The 14070-nt window shown below is 74.8% G+C and carries 12 protein-coding genes and 1 pseudogene; 4 read left to right on the forward strand and 9 right to left on the reverse strand.

The features are described from left to right. The 4 genes from IF37_RS39620 to IF37_RS0123460 form a co-directional block, all read right to left on the reverse strand. The coding region (locus IF37_RS39620; protein ID WP_216725853.1) for a hypothetical protein at positions 1–207 on the reverse strand (207 nt) is incomplete at its 3' end. A 5-nt stretch (positions 208–212) separates the two neighbouring features. Continuing rightward, positions 213–1247: a MoxR family ATPase gene (locus tag IF37_RS0123450; RefSeq protein ID WP_030745775.1), complete on the reverse strand. Its 1035-nt coding sequence runs from the start codon at positions 1245–1247 to the stop codon at positions 213–215. 165 nt (positions 1248–1412) lie between these two features. Continuing rightward, positions 1413–3512 (reverse strand): trypsin-like peptidase domain-containing protein, encoded by a 2100-nt coding sequence (locus IF37_RS0123455; protein WP_030745777.1) that lies wholly within the window; start codon positions 3510–3512, stop codon positions 1413–1415. Then, positions 3509–3850: a CU044_2847 family protein gene (locus tag IF37_RS0123460; protein ID WP_030745780.1), complete on the reverse strand. Its 342-nt coding sequence runs from the start codon at positions 3848–3850 to the stop codon at positions 3509–3511. The genes IF37_RS0123455 and IF37_RS0123460 overlap by 4 nt, the downstream gene beginning before the upstream one ends. 420 nt (positions 3851–4270) lie before the next feature. Here IF37_RS0123460 and IF37_RS0123465 point away from each other — a divergent pair, with 420 nt between their 5' ends. After that, on the forward strand, positions 4271–5902 hold the full coding sequence (locus IF37_RS0123465) for a molybdopterin-dependent oxidoreductase (RefSeq protein ID WP_052845320.1): 1632 nt from the start codon (positions 4271–4273) through the stop codon (positions 5900–5902). Positions 5903–6000: 98 nt separating this feature from the next. Then, the gene (locus IF37_RS0123470; protein ID WP_030745787.1) at positions 6001–6651 is read left to right on the forward strand and encodes a fasciclin domain-containing protein; all 651 of its coding nucleotides are present in this window, start codon (positions 6001–6003) and stop codon (positions 6649–6651) included. A gap of 73 nt (positions 6652–6724) precedes the next feature. Here the strand turns inward: IF37_RS0123470 and IF37_RS0123475 are convergent, their stop codons facing one another. Together IF37_RS0123475 and IF37_RS0123480 are read right to left on the reverse strand one after the other, a co-directional pair. Beyond that, positions 6725–7474, reverse strand: a complete 750-nt coding sequence (locus IF37_RS0123475) for an anti-sigma factor (protein WP_030745790.1) — start codon at positions 7472–7474, stop codon at positions 6725–6727. After that, positions 7471–8055, reverse strand: a complete 585-nt coding sequence (locus tag IF37_RS0123480; protein WP_030745793.1) for a sigma-70 family RNA polymerase sigma factor — start codon at positions 8053–8055, stop codon at positions 7471–7473. Before IF37_RS0123480 ends, IF37_RS0123475 begins: the two co-directional genes overlap by 4 nt. 250 nt (positions 8056–8305) lie before the next feature. Here IF37_RS0123480 and IF37_RS42400 point away from each other — a divergent pair. Beyond that, positions 8306–8828 (forward strand): annotated as a pseudogene (locus IF37_RS42400) (hypothetical protein). Here the strand turns inward: IF37_RS42400 and IF37_RS0123495 are convergent. Further along, the gene (locus IF37_RS0123495) at positions 8812–9792 is read right to left on the reverse strand and encodes a helix-turn-helix transcriptional regulator (RefSeq protein WP_037856934.1); all 981 of its coding nucleotides are present in this window, start codon (positions 9790–9792) and stop codon (positions 8812–8814) included. The pseudogene IF37_RS42400 and the gene IF37_RS0123495 sit on opposite strands and share 17 nt — an antisense overlap. 303 nt (positions 9793–10095) lie before the next feature. Between IF37_RS0123495 and IF37_RS0123500 the strand changes: the two genes are divergently transcribed. Next, positions 10096–10422 carry a hypothetical protein gene (locus tag IF37_RS0123500; protein ID WP_030745798.1) on the forward strand — a complete coding sequence of 109 codons (327 nt, stop codon included), beginning with the start codon at positions 10096–10098 and terminating at the stop codon, positions 10420–10422. A 156-nt stretch (positions 10423–10578) separates the two neighbouring features. Here the strand turns inward: IF37_RS0123500 and IF37_RS0123505 are convergent, their stop codons facing one another. Then, the gene (locus IF37_RS0123505; RefSeq protein ID WP_030745810.1) at positions 10579–12195 is read right to left on the reverse strand and encodes a fused response regulator/phosphatase; all 1617 of its coding nucleotides are present in this window, start codon (positions 12193–12195) and stop codon (positions 10579–10581) included. Continuing rightward, positions 12192–14069 carry an ATP-binding protein gene (locus IF37_RS0123510; RefSeq protein ID WP_030745813.1) on the reverse strand — a complete coding sequence of 626 codons (1878 nt, stop codon included), beginning with the start codon at positions 14067–14069 and terminating at the stop codon, positions 12192–12194. The genes IF37_RS0123505 and IF37_RS0123510 overlap by 4 nt, the downstream gene beginning before the upstream one ends. Position 14070 lies beyond the last annotated feature (1 nt).

Below are 14070 nucleotides of genomic sequence, written 5' to 3' on the forward strand. Positions count from 1 at the left end.
CGTGCGGGGCGTGCCCGGGCCGCCGCCGTCGCGGTGACCGCCGCCGCCGTCGGCGCCGCGGGCCGGTGCCGGGCGCGGTGGGAGGCAGGCGGCCAGCCACAGGGCGTCGGCCAGGCCCCGGTCGTCCAGGGACACCCCGACCGACGTCAAGCGGGCCACCAGGTCGGACAGCGGCCGGTAGTCGTCTCCCGCGGCGCTGCCGGGCACGGACGTCACCGGGTCCGGTCGAGGGGGCGCAGCAGTTCGGCCGTGAGCCGCTCGCGGGTCTCCTCCTCGTCCGTCCAGCCCGCCTCGTCGATCAGGTGGATGGCGTTCAGCAGTTGGTCCACCGCGCGCACGTCACCGGGCGAGCGGGACAGGAACGCGTCGATCAGCGACTCGTAGCGACCGGCGGCGTCCTCCCCGAAGTGCGCCCGCACCATGCCGGCCAGCTGCTCCTTGTCGGGGCGGTCGAGCCGGAGGTGGATGCAGCGGCGCAGCAGGGGGGCGGGGAAGTCCCGTTCCCCGTTGCTGGTGAGGACCACGAAGGGGAACGCCCGGCAGCGCACCTTGCCGCCGCGCACCGTCACCGTCGTACCGTCGTCGCACCGTACGTCGACCTCGGGCGCCCGCTCCGCGATCCGCTCCAGCTCCGGGATGACGTACTCGCCGTCCTCCAGCACGTTCAGCAGGTCGTTCGGCAGGTCGATGTCGCTCTTGTCCAGCTCGTCGATGAGCAGCACCCGGGGCCGCGCCGAGGGCAGCAGGGCGGTGCCCAGCGGGCCCAGCCGGATGTACGTGCCGATGTCCTGGGCGCGCGGGGAGTCCGTCTCGGCGCGGCCGGGCGGGAACGGCAGGCTGCGTTCGATCTGGAGGTCCTGCAACCGGCCGAGCGCGTCGTACTGGTAGAGCCCGTCGCGCAGCGTGGTGCGGCTGACGATGGGCCAGGTGATGACCCGGCCCAGCCCCAGTTCGTAGGCGACCGAGTGGGCCAGGGTGCTCTTGCCGCTGCCGGGCTCGCCGGTCACCAGCAGCGGGCGGCGCAGGTACAGGGCCGCGTTGACCAGTTCCTGCTCCCGGGTGCCGGGGCGGTGCAGGGCGCCCTGGCGGTCGCGCACCCCGAGGCGCCGTCTCGAGGCGGCGTCCAGGGGCGGGGCGGGCGATACCGGAGGGGCACCGTCGAAGTCCCGCCAGGGCGGCGGAGGCGGAAGCTCAGCGATCCCATCGTGCGGGACGCCCGCCCCACGGTAGATCAGCCACTCGCTCACGTCGCTCTCCTCGTTTCCGGCGGTACGGCGGTCCGGCGGGTCGTGGCAGGTCGGAACGGTGGCGCGATCCCGTCCCCCCGCCATGGCGCCGAGCGGGACGCGACACCAAGACGGTACCCATTCGCGGCCGTGCTGACGACTCCCCCCGCCCGGACGTCCCCGGCCTCACGAAGGTGGGAATTCTACTCGCGGCGGAGCGGACGGAGGCAGCGGATCGGTGGGATCGTCATAGAGCAGCACCACCTGCCCGGCCCATTCGGCCTCGGTGTCTACGTCCGTCGCACCACGCCTCAACTCCATCAGCAGTTCGGGCAGTTGACGCACGGTCACGGATTCCGGCGGACGTCCGCCGCGGGGCCCGAGCAGATCCGACACCCGTGCGTGGAAGGTGTCGCACTCCTTTCCGCACGGACCCGGCAGATGTCCCCCCACCGACCACACGGCGACCGGGTAGCCGCTCTCCAGCACGTCCGACGCGACCTCCGAACCGGCGCCCGAGTCGATCGCCAGGCACAGCACGGGGACCGTACCGGCGGGCTGCCCGTGCAGTGCCTCCGGACCGGGCACCGCCCCGTTGCCGACCAGGCGCAGCGTGCGCAGCCCGCGGGCGCGCGTCACCCGGCGCCAGCGGTCGTGCCACCGGTGGTGGACGCCGTCGTCGAGGCCGCCCGGCCAGGCGGCGTCACCGCCGTCCCGGCGGGTCGCGTCCCGCACCACCACGGGCCGGCCGAGACCGACCGGCGCACCGCGGGCGGCGAGCCAGTCGTGCACCGCGGTGCCCAGCCGTTCCGGGGGCAGGGCCACTTCGAGCCGGGTGGGGGAGCCGCCCGGACCGTCGGCGTCCGCCAGCGCGTCGAGCAGATGGCGTTCCACCTTCCACACGGCCCGCTCGAAGGACAGCCCCCAGGGATCGTCCCCGGCCACGGCCGGTGTCCAGCGGCCGCCGCCGTAGCCGAGGCTGATGGCCCAGTCGAAGACCGGACCGCCGTCGTCGTAGGGCACCGGCAGGAACTCCACCAGCACCGCCGACGGCAGGGCCTGCACCGCCGCGCCGAGCACCTCACGGTCCTCCGGTCTCAGCTCGCCCGCGCGCCACAGCGCCCAGTCGCGCAGCGCCTCGACGCGCCGGGCGCCCTCCGTGTCGCCGCCGCCCCGCAGGGTCCGGTCCAGTTCGGCGGTGATCAGCAGCGCGAAGTGCAGGAACACCCGCAGCTCACGCACCGGGTCCGGCTCGTGCAGCACGCCCTGGCCGTCCCGCCAGGTGAGCAGCGGCGGACTGAACGTCCTGCCGGGCGTGCCGAGCGCCTGTGCCGTGATCCGGTCGACGACCGCCGGGCGGGGCGTGGGCAGCGCCGCCAGCAGGTCCAGGACCCGCAGCCGGTCGAGCACGGTCCGCCGGCGGCCCGCCGCGGCCGGCAGGGCCAGTTGCACATCGGCCCAGGTCCGCTCGGCGCCCTGGCCGGCCCGCTGCCGGTCGGCGTGCCAGCGGTCGTGCAGCCGCAGCAGCGTCTCGTAGGGGTGCGGGCCCAGGTCGTCGGGGGCGCCGGGGACATGGTGGGCGGGGGCGAGGGCGCGCAGCGCCGAGACCGGTACGGCGAGCACGGTGGTGCCCGTGTCGCTGCGGGCCTTGATCACACCGGACACCTCGCCCAGTTCCAGGTCAACCAGCGGGCCCCCGGACACCCCCCGCGGCACCCGGGCGTCCGCGTCCAGCAGGAGCTGCTCGTGCTCCTGCCCGACCAGGCGGCAACTGGTGTTCCAGTGCTCGGCGCCGGGGGAGGCGCCGTCCTGGCGGCCGAACAGATGAGCCCCGGCCACCGGCACCCCGGACCGGTCGGTCAGCCACACGCACGGCTGCCCGGGGATCTCCTCCACCAGCCGCACCAGGGCGAGGTCCGGCCGGATCGCCAGCGCCGACGGCACCGAGGGTTCCTCCGCGCCGTCCGTCCAGCGGGCCTGCACCTCGGCCGTGGGTCCGGCGAGGTGGTAGGCGAGCCTGGCGCGGTAGGTCCGGCCGCCGTGCACCACGCCCAGTTCCTCGCCGTCCCCGGTGCCCCGGCGCCGGCCGTCCGCGTGCACCAGGACGTGCGCGCAGGTCAGCACCCAGCCGGGGGCGATCAGGAAGCCGCTGCCCCAGCCCCGCGGCCGGACACCCTCGCTACCGGGGAGCCCCCGGATGCCCACGGTGGCCTCGCGGGCCAGGCGCCGCAGCTCGTCGAGGTGTTCTCTGCCGGCGGCCTCCCCGTTCCCGGCAGCGGTGGTCACCGGCCGGAGTCCCGCCAGGTGAGCGTGACCGAGAGATTGCCCTTGGCCTCGCCGTCGGCGAGGAGCGCCACCGCCCTGCCGGGTTTGGCGGAGACCTCGACGCCGAAGGTGACGCTCCACTCGTCCGGTCCCACCGCGGCGGCGGCCTCCCGAACGGACGCGGCGACACCGGTGACCACGCTCTTCAGGCCCTCGACCCTGGTGGTGACCTCGTCCCAGAGGCCGACGTCCTCCCACCGGGTGTCGTAGGCGTCGTCCCCGGCCTCGACCAGTCGCGTCACCCGGGCCCGCACCGTGGTGCCGTCCGGCAGTGTGATCGGTACGACCTGGTCCCCCATGACACACACCTCCCCCGTGTGTTGACGGCTGATCAGATTACCGCTCGGACGGCGACAGCACGAGAGGCAGTGCGTTCCCCGACCACCACCGCCCGACGACCCGACCACCACCGCCCGACGACCTGGCCGACACCACCCCACGACCGGACCGACACCTCCCTACGACCGGACCGACACCCGGCGTGGACGGCCCCGGGCGTCCCGGCCCGAGCGACGTCCGCGGGACGACTGACCCTCCGTCGCCGTACGACTGCCCGTCCGTCGCCGTATGCCCACGGGACGACTGCCCGTCCGTCGCCGAACGGCCGGTGTGGGTCTGGCCATCCGTTGCCGAACGGCCGCCGGACGGGTGCGACCGCGCCGCTTCACTTGATCGGGTGAGTGGCCAATCCGGGTGTGCGGCGGCCCCGGATTCCCCGCGTGAGTGACGACGAGAAGGACCGGCCGGGGCCGCGGGGACTGCCGCGCGCGGTGCTCGGCGCCGTGAGCGGCGTCCTGGCGGGCTGCGCCGCGCTGGCGGTGGCCGAGTTCGCGGCCGTGGGGGCAGGGCCGCGGTCGGCCCCCGTGATCGCGGTGGGCGGCGCGGCCGTCGACCGCACCCCCGCGGTGGTCAAGGACTGGGCGATCCGCCGGTTCGGCACCGACGACAAGCTCGTGCTCCAGCTCGGCATCCTGGGGCTCCTGACCCTGCTGGCGCTGGGACTCGGCGTACTGGCGACCCGGCACAGGCGTGCCGGGTCCGGCGGGGTGCTGTTCCTCGGCGCCGTCGGCGCGCTGGCCGCCACGAGCCGCCCCGACGCGGCCGGCTGGGCCGATGCCGTGCCGTCGGCCGCCGGAGCCGCCGCCGGAGCGCTGCTCCTGTACGTCCTGGCGGGCCGGCTGGAGGCAGCACGCCCGCAGGGAGACGAGGGGCCGGCAGACCCCGCGGAGCCATCCGTCGACCCGTCCGGACCGGCGCCGGGATGGGACCGCCGGGGCTTCGTCGCCGCCGCGTCCGCCGCCGCCGTCGCCTCGGCGGGCGCGGCCGGTGCGGGCCGGTGGCTGAACGGGCTGCGCGGCAGGGACGCGGAGGCTTCCCGCGAACGGGTGGTGCTGCCCCGGCCCGGGTCCGCCGCCCCGCCGGTACCGGAGACCGCCGGGCCGCCCGTGCCCGGTCTCAGCCCCTTCATCACCCCCAACCACGCGTTCTACCGAGTGGACACCGCCCTGGCGGTGCCGAGGGTGGACGCGACGGCCTGGCGGCTGCGTATCCACGGTGTGGGCGTGCGCCGCCCGGCCGTGCACTCCTTCGACGACCTGCTGGGCCGCGAGCTGATCGAGCGGAACATCACCTTGACCTGCGTGTCGAACGAGGTCGGCGGCCCCTACGTCGGCACCGCCCGCTTCCTCGGCGTCCGGCTGGCCGACCTGCTGGCCGAGTGCGGCGTCGTCCCGCCGTCCCGGGGCGGTCCGGCCGACCAACTGGTGGCCCGTTCCGTGGACGGCATGACCTTCGGCACGCCGGTGGAGGACGTACTGGACGGGCGGGACGCCATGCTCGCCGTGGGCATGAACGGTGAGCCGCTGCCCTTCGCCCACGGCTTCCCGGTACGGATGGTCGTACCCGGTCTGTACGGCTACGTCTCAGCCTGCAAGTGGATCAGAGAACTCGAACTGACCACGTTCGACGCCTACGACCCGTACTGGGTCGCGCGCGGCTGGGCCCGCAGGGCCCCGGTCAGGACCCAGTCCCGGATCGACACGCCCAAGCCGTTCGCCCGCCCCCGGGCCGGCACCGTGCTGATCGCCGGAGTCGCGTGGGCCCAGCGCCGTGGCATCGCCCGGGTCGAGGTCCGGGTCGACGACGGCCCCTGGCGGCGGGCCCGCCTGGCCGCCGAGGACACCCGGGACACCTGGCGGCAGTGGTCCCTTCCCTGGCGGGCCACCGCGGGACGGCACACCCTCACGGTGCGCGCCACCGACCGCGCCGGACAGCTCCAGACCGAACGCCGCACCCGCACCGTCCCCGACGGCGCCACCGGCCGGCACAGCGTGGTCGTCACCGTCGAGTGACCACCCGCGCGGGCCCGTACGGGCGGCTCCCCGTGACCGCCGTGCGCCCGGCACCCCATGACCGCAGCACCCGCTGCGCTTCCCACAGGAGGATCACGATGAACACCTTCCGTACCCGCCGTCTCGCCGTCACCCTCGCCGCTGCGGCGGTCCTGCCGCTGGCGCTGAGCGCGTGCTCCGACGGCGACGGCGGCGACCCGGGAACGTCGGACTCGCCGTCCAAGGCGTCCGCCCCGCGAAACGGCGGCGGCACGGGCGGTGACGCCGCCGCCATGGACCAGCCGTTCGGTCCCGCCTGCTCCGGCGTGCCGAAGAACGGCGCCGGCTCCTTCGCCGGCATGGCCAAGGACCCGGTGGCCACCGCTGCCTCGCACAACCCGGCCCTGTCCACGCTCGTCGGCGCGGTGCGCGAGGCCGGCCTCGTCGACACGCTCAACAACGCCCGGGACATCACGGTGTTCGCACCGACCGACGACGCCTTCAAGAAGATCCCGAAGGCGACCCTGGACCAGGTCCTCGCCGACAAGGACGAGCTGACGAAGATCCTCACCCACCACGTCGTCGGCCGGAAGCTGACGCCCGGGGACCTGCGCGCCGGCTCCTTCGAGACCCTGGAGAAGTCCCGGCTGCGCACCAGCGGCTCGGGCGAGTCGTACACCGTCGCCGGCGCCCGGGTCGTCTGCGGCGATGTCAGGACCGCCAACGCCACCGTCTACATCATCGACACCGTCCTGATGCCCGGGAACTGACACCCCGGGCCGTATCGCGGCGGTGCGCGCGAGCGGGGCGGGGAACGGCCGTGGAGGCCGGCCCCGCCCCGCCTCACGCAGGCATGTCCAGCACGACCAGCGGGGCGGAGGTCGGCCGCCGGGACCCGCCGGCCGGCTCCACGGTGACACCGACGCCCGAGGCCCCGCCGACCGCTCCGGTCATGAGCACCGCCTGGCTGCCGCGGCCCGGGTCCAGCAGTCCCGCCGGGCGCATCACCGTGCCGTCCGCGAACCACAACTGGTAGACCTTTCCGGCCGGGGGCGCCGCCAGCCGGGAGGCGACGAACACGGCCCGGTCGCGCCCGGGCGAGACCACCAGGGTGCCCGCGCCCCCCGCCACCCGAGTCGAGCGGCTCCGGGCGTCGGGAGCCGCCAGCACACCGGCCAGCTCCGCCACGCTCCGCTCGGCCCGGGCGGTCTGCTGGCGGGCGTCGCGGGCCCGTTCGTACTGCCACACGGCGGTGCCGCCGAACACGGCCGCGGCGGCCACGCACGCGGCCACCGTCCAGCGGGCCGGCGTACGCCACCGGGGCGAGGGCATGCGTACCCGCCGCGCCGGGACGGCGCCCGCGTGGACCTGCCGCACCTCCGTGACGCGGTGCAGCACCCGCTCGCGCATGGCCGGGCGGGCGGTGACCGCGGCGGCGGCCGCCAGACGGGCCGCGGTGGCCGTGAACTCCGCGCTCTCCCGCGCGCAGGCCGGGCACCCGGCCAGGTGGTGTTCGAAGGCGGCACGCTCGTCGTCGTCCAGCGCGTGCAGCGCGTAGGCTCCGGTGAGGCCGTGCGGGTCGGTGGCGGTCACGCGGTCACCCCCAGGCAGTCGCGCAGGCGGATGAGACCGTCCCGCAGCCGCGTCTTGACCGTGCCCAACGGCAGCCCGAGCGCCTCGGCCACCTGACGGTAGGTGAGCCCCCGGTAGTAGGCCAGGGTGACGGACTGGCGCTGCAACTCGGTCAGGGTGCGCAGGCAGCGCCGCACCTGCTCCCGTTCCAGCCGGGTCTCGACCTGTTCGGTCACCTCGTCGTACGCGGGCGTCCGGTCCAGCAGGGCGACCCTGGTGTCGCGCGCCGTGGACGCCTGCACCGACCTGACCCGGTCCACCGCCCGCTGGTGCGCCACGGTCAGGATCCAGTTCAGCGCCGAGCCGCGCTCGGACCGGTAGCGGGGGGCCGTGCGCCAGACCTCGACCAGCACGTCCTGCGCCACCTCCTCCGACTGCGCCCGGTCGCGCAGTACCGCGCGGACGACACCGAGCACCGAGCCGACCACCGCGTCGTACAGCGCGGCGAACGCCTCGTGGTCGCCCAGCGCCACCTCGCGGAGCACCTGCTCCAGATCGGGCCCGGGCGAGGGCTTCCGGCCGATGAATACGGCTTCCTTCACAACTGTCCCCTCATGACTTCGACACGTCGGAACACTCCCGTGTGATCCGGTACCGGACGCCCTCCGGATGGGTCGGGGCACCGGGAAAGCACGGGGGCGTCCCGGACGGGTGGCGCTAGGGCCAACCCGCACCCGGGTGCCAGGCCCAGGGACACCGGGCGCCGTGCACGGCAGGATCGGCGCGGCCGGCGAACCAGCCGGAGCGGATCCGCCGCACGGCGGACGGACCACACCACCGGGGGAACGACCCATGAACGAGACCTTCGCACGACGCCTGACGGGCATCGCGGGCATCGCGACCGCGACCGCCCTCATCGTCGAAGTACCCCTGTACTTCGTCTACTCGGGCCCGCCACCGGACGCGAACGCCCTGGCGAGGCTGCTGATCGGAATCGTCGCGCTCGCGTCGCTGATCGTGTTCGTGACCGTCTTCCGGGAACTGGTCAAGCTCGTCGGGTCCGGCCCACGAGTGGGCCGCCACGACGGCTTTCGCCACCGGCCTGGTCTACGCGACGGTCACCCTCGTCTCCAGCGGCCTGGAAGCGGGCGCGGTCATCGCCGCCGACCGGCCGATCGACCCGACGGTCACGGTCAGCGGCACCTACGTCCTCTACGGCTCGATCTCACGCCTCATGCCGGCGCTCTTCCTGGCCACGGCGCTGATGGGCGCGATCCTCGGCTGCTGGCTGCTGGCTGCTGGCTGCTGGCTGCTGGCCGTGGGCGTCTCGGCCTGGCGCGGCGCCGCACGGGGCGCCGTCAGCCCGCCCGGATGAGGAACCGCTGATCCGCCGCGCCCGTGCAGCGCTCCTCGATCGCCTCGGCGCCCGCGGTGGTGTCGTCACCGGCGATGCCGACGCACCCGGCGCCGGTGGAAGGCCGCAACCGGAAGGCCCCGGCGGCGGGTTCCAGCCGGAAGAGGGTGCCCTGCGCGCAGTCCCGGCGGGGTTCGAGCATGCCCTTGATCTGGTCCGCGCCCATGATGGTCAGGCACCCCTTCCCGTGCTGCGGATGGTGCCATTGGATGCGGTACAGCCCCTCACCCGTCGGTTCCAGGTACGTGCGCGGCACGGTCGCCCGGGCACAGGGGAGCTGGACCGCCACGGCGCTGCCGTAGGCGCCGGCGCGGTCGCGTCCGTCGGTCACGCAGAGCTCTGGCGTGCGGGCGGGGCGGATGGTGACCCAGCCGCCGGCGGGGGTGAGGGAGGGGGCGGCGGAGGAGACCGGTCCGTCCGGGGTCCCGGAGCCGTCGGGGAGCAGCGCCCAGGCGACCAGGGCCAGCACCGCGACGGTGAGCGTGATCGCGCCGGCGACCGTGCGGGCCCCGGGCCGCCGTCGGGGCCGGGCGGTCGCGGCCGTCCCGGTCCGTGGTGGGCCACCGGTCCCGGGGTCGCGGGCCGGGGCGGTCTGGGGGCCGAGGCCGTGGGCCGGGGCGGGCTCGGCGGCCGGGCGTGCGGCGGCGAGCCGTTCCCTGGCGTTCAGCCAGGCGTCGACCCGCTCGCCGTCCCCGCAGGCGCGGACGAACGCGGCCAGGACCTCCGGACGCGGCAGGCTCGTCCGGCGCAGTACGTCGGCGAGCGTACTGCGCGCCAGGACGTCCCCCCGGCGGGCGGCCCGCTCCTCCAACTCGCGGAAGGTCAGCCCCGAACGCTCCTTGAGCCGTCGCATCGCCGCGATGAAGCCGGCGGCGTCCCGGGCGCCGGACGGTGACAGGTCCTCGTGCGGTGGCAGCTCCCCCATGGACCGCATCTTGCTGTGGCCCCGCCACGGGGGACAACGGCGGATTCCGCCATGCCCGGCCGTCCGGAACGCACCGCGGCAGGCGCGCACGGCACGTGCCGTGCGGCGGTCGACGGCTCGCCCGGCGCACGGTCCTGTCCGGGACTCGCCCCGGACACGGCGGTGACCTGCGCGGACAACGGAGAGGCTGTCCGGGACCGCCCGTTCCCGTTGTCCGGGGGAGGCCGTGGTCGGCAGGGTTCGAAGCGGCCCAACGAGCCGGCCTCCCGAGCGGGAGGCTTCGACGAAGAGAGGCATCGGACCATGTCACGTACTCGCACCATCCTGACGTCCCTGGCCACGGCGGTCGCCGCGGGAATGCTCGCCGCGACCGGCACCGCGTCCGCGGTGGCCGTCACCCCCGCCCCCTCCGGGACCGCTTCGGCCGAGCCGTACGCGGGGTGTGCCTCGCTGACCAGCAACGCCAACGGCAGGGCGCAGGTCAAGAACATCTGCACTCACACGATCAACGCCACCGTCTCCGTCGACTGGGACTGGGACCCCGCCTGCAAGAGCATCGGCGCCGGCAGGTCCGCCACCTTCACCTGGGACTCGACCAAGGGCAGGGCGGAATACGCCTATGAGTGCTGACACCTCCGGCGGGCGGCCGGCGGGCCGCTGAAGGCGCGGACCAGACCGCCGGAGACATCGCCGGGCATGCCGACGCTCCCCCGCACGACGACCGCGGGGGAGCGTCGGCTCTTCCCGCCGTGGGCTTCCGTCCGCCCCGTGAGGGGAGAGGCGCGGTCAGCCGTGCCGCGCCGCGTTCAGGCGTACGACCATCAGCGCCACGTCGTCGTTGCCGTCCGGCGGCAGCCGGTCCAGCAGCCGGGTGCACGTCTCCTCCGGGTCCGCGGACGTCGAGGAGACCACTTCGGCGAGGGTCCCGAGGGAGATCCGGAGGTCTTCGTGCCGGCGCTCGATCAGACCGTCGGTGACCAGCAGGACGAGGGTGCCGGGCGCGGCGGTGATCTCCCTGGCGGGCGGGTGCGGCAGCCCCAGGCCCAGCAGCGGGCCGTGCTCGTACACGTAGGACGTGGTGCCGTCGGGATGGCGCAGCAGGGGCGGCAGGTGCCCGGCGTTGGCCACGTGGAGGGTGTCCGTGTCCGACTCGATCAGGATGACGCAGAGGGTGACCGTGGCACCGGGCTCCACGGACGTCAGCAGATGGTCGAGCCGGGTGAGGATCGCCTGGGGCGGGTGGCCCTCGGCGGCGTAGGCGCGCAGCGCGTGGCGTACCTGGCCCATGACCATGGCGGCGTCGAGCGAGTGACCGGCGACGTCGCCGACGGCCACGACCAGGCCGGCCGGCGTGCTGATGGCCTCGTAGAAGTCACCGCCGATCTCGGTGCGTTCGCTCGCCGGCAGATAGCGCACGGCCAGGTCGGCGCGCGCGGTCCGCGGCAGCCTCTCCGGCAGGAAGCCGCGTTGCAGGGTGAGGGCCAGCGTGTGCTCCTCGTCGTAGCTGCGCAGCGCCTCCAGCGCCAGGGTGCCGGCCTGGGTGAGCTGGGTGAGCAGTTGCTCGTCGTCCGGGGTCGTGACCGCGTCCGCCGGGGTCACGATGACGACCGGCGGACGGTCGGTCTTGGCCGGGCCGACCGCGGTCCGCCGCAGGCTCGGATCCTTCAGGTCGGGCGGCAGGCAGGGCAGGTCCGGCCCGCCGTCCCGGCCGGACCGGGCCCCGGCCTGGCGGCCCCGCCGGGTCCAGGCCGAAGCGGCGTGCACCTGCACCTCGGCGGGGCGGGCCGGGCCTTCCTGGTCCTGCCAGGTGTGTGCCATGAGGGGGTTGCCCCGGGGCGTGGTGAGCCAGGCGGCCGCCCGGCACCGGAAGATGGCCGCGGCGGCTTCGGCGGTCACCCGCACCAGTTCGTGGGCGTCACCGGCGCCGTGCAGCGCGAGGGTGAAGCGGTTGAGCAGGCGCAGCCGGTCCGCCAGCAGCTCGGCGCGGCGGCGGGCGCGGGCGTAGCGCAGGGTCGCGGTCACCGTGGCGAGGAGTTCCTCGGGCGCCACCGGCTCCACGAGGTAGGCGTCGGCCCCGCGGTACAGCCCCTGGGCCCGGTCGTTGACGGTGATGGCCGAGGCCGAGATGTTGATGACGGGCACGGCGGCGGTGGCCGGATCGCTCTTGATGTGCTCGCACACCTCGAAGCCGGTCATGTCGGGCAGCCGTACGTCGACGATGGCGACCTCCGGCGCCGGACCGCCGGAGCGCAGCAGTTCGAGCGCCCGCGTGCCGTCCTCGGCCTCGGTGACCGTGTGGCCCGCCCGGCGCAGGACGGTGGCCACGACGTAGCGGTTCGTGGGCGCGTCGTCCACCACCAGGACGTGCGCGGGACGGTGATCGGTGTCAGCGGGGTGAGTCATCGACGTTCCTCGGCCGTGGACGACAACGGATCGGCGCGGTGCGGCGGCACCGTGGCCGGGAGCGGCGGATCGGCGGCGGGCGGCTGCGTCGCGGCCGGTGCCGCCGACCCGGACAGGGCGCCGGCCAGATCCGCGGCGGTCAGACGGGACTTGTTCAGGACCGCCCGGACCCGGGCGAGCCGCGAACGGTCCACGTCGGCGACGTCCAGCGCGGTCAGCACGACCACGGGTGTCCGCGCGGTCGCGGGATGCGCGGCCAGCAGCCGGTACACCTCGTACCCGTCCACACCGGGCATGTTGAGGTCGAGGAGAACGGCGTCCGGCCGCTCCCGCTCGACGGTGGCGACGGCGTGGGCGCCGTCGCCGAGGAAGGTGACGGACCCGGCGACCTCGTCCAGCAGCGGACGGACCGCCGCGACGAACGCCTCGTCGTCGTCGACCACCACGACCGAGCCCGCCACCGGACGCGCGCGGCCCGTCGCCGCCGCGTGCCCCGTCTCCGCCGCCGGCCGGTCGGCGGAGGCCGGGATCTCGACGGTCACCCCGGTGCCGCGGCCGATCTCGCTGTCCAGCGTCAGCCGGCCGCCCAGCAGCTCCGTGAGCCTGCGGGCGTAGGGCAGCCCGAGACCGGTACCCGCGCGCCCGCGCTGGTGCGGCCCCCGCACCTGGTAGAACTCCTCGAAGACCCGGTCGAGTTCCTCGGCCGCGATACCGACGCCGGTGTCCTGGACGCGGAAGACGAAGCGGGAGCCGCCCTCGTCGGACGCCTCGGTGATGTCCAGGGTCACCGAGCCCTCGACGGTGAACTTCAGGGCGTTGGACAACACGTTGCGCAGCACCCTGGTCAGCATGACCTCGTCGGTCACCAGGAGTCCGAGCCCGACACCCTCCGGAATCCGCAGCCGCACACCGGGCTGCGTGGTGCCCTGGAGCGTGCCGCGCAACTGGTAGAGCAGCGCCCGCAGATCGACCTCGGCGAAGTGCGGCTCCAGCCGGCCGGACTCCGCCTTGGCGACGTCGAGCAACTCGTCGACGAGGGCCAGCAGGGTACTGCCCGAGGCCTGGACCAGCGCCACCTGCCGGCGCTGCTCCTCGGTCAGCGGGTCCGTGCCCGAGTCCAGCAGCCGGGCCAGCGCGATGACGGAGTTCACCGGCGAGCGCAGCTCGTGACTGACGTTGGCCCAGAAGCGCGTCTTGTACTCGTGCGCCAGTTCCAGCTGCCGGGTCTTCTCCTCCAGTTCCGCGTAGAGGGCCACCACACCGCTGTTGGTCGCCTGCAACTCACTCGTCAGCTCCGAGTACAGCGCCATGACTCCGGCGTTGGTCTCCTCCAGCTCGGCGTTGAGCCGCTGGAGTTCCTCCTGCTGCCGCTGCGACTCCTCCAGCGCTGTCAGCAACTGGTGGTTCTGCGTGCGCAGCGCGTCGATCAGATCCGCCGCCGTACCGGCCCCGGTGAGCTTCACGCGCGCCTGTACGGCCAGCTCACCGGCGGACGAGACGGGGGCCGGCGTGCGCTGCGCGAGGAGCAGCTCGTGCGGACCGCCGTCCCCGGGGGAGAGCAGGCGCGCCGCGTCGAGCAGCCGGGTCGCGGCGCTCAGCAGGGCCGACGCCGGCCGGCGCACCTCCCGCCAGCCGAAGCGCACCGTCACCCGCACCACGTCGGTGACCTCCAGGGACAGTCGCGCGGTGAGACCCGAGGCGCCCAGCAGATGTTCGCCGGCCTCGCTGACGACCGTGGTCAGCCGGACCAGGGGGCTGCCCGTCAGCCCCGTGGCCCGGCACACCGACTGCGTGCACCTGCGCAGGATGACCACGTCGCTCCCCTCGTGGAGCGCGATCGTGATCAACTCGTGGACGGCGGACCCCTGCCTCATG

Origin of the sequence: Streptomyces sp. NRRL S-31 (assembly GCF_000718775.1) — a bacterium.
Classification (GTDB): Bacteria; Actinomycetota; Actinomycetes; order Streptomycetales; family Streptomycetaceae; genus Streptomyces.

Coding starts and splice junctions, on each gene's coding strand:
- IF37_RS0123495 (WP_037856934.1), bottom strand. CDS start 9,792: ATGGGGGAGCTGCCACCGCACGAGGACCTGTCACCGTCCGGCGCCCGG.
- IF37_RS0123510 (WP_030745813.1), bottom strand. CDS start 14,069: ATGAGGCAGGGGTCCGCCGTCCACGAGTTGATCACGATCGCGCTCCAC.
- IF37_RS0123470 (WP_030745787.1), top strand. CDS start 6,001: ATGAACACCTTCCGTACCCGCCGTCTCGCCGTCACCCTCGCCGCTGCG.
- IF37_RS0123505 (WP_030745810.1), bottom strand. CDS start 12,195: ATGACTCACCCCGCTGACACCGATCACCGTCCCGCGCACGTCCTGGTG.
- IF37_RS0123500 (WP_030745798.1), top strand. CDS start 10,096: ATGTCACGTACTCGCACCATCCTGACGTCCCTGGCCACGGCGGTCGCC.
- IF37_RS0123460 (WP_030745780.1), bottom strand. CDS start 3,850: ATGGGGGACCAGGTCGTACCGATCACACTGCCGGACGGCACCACGGTG.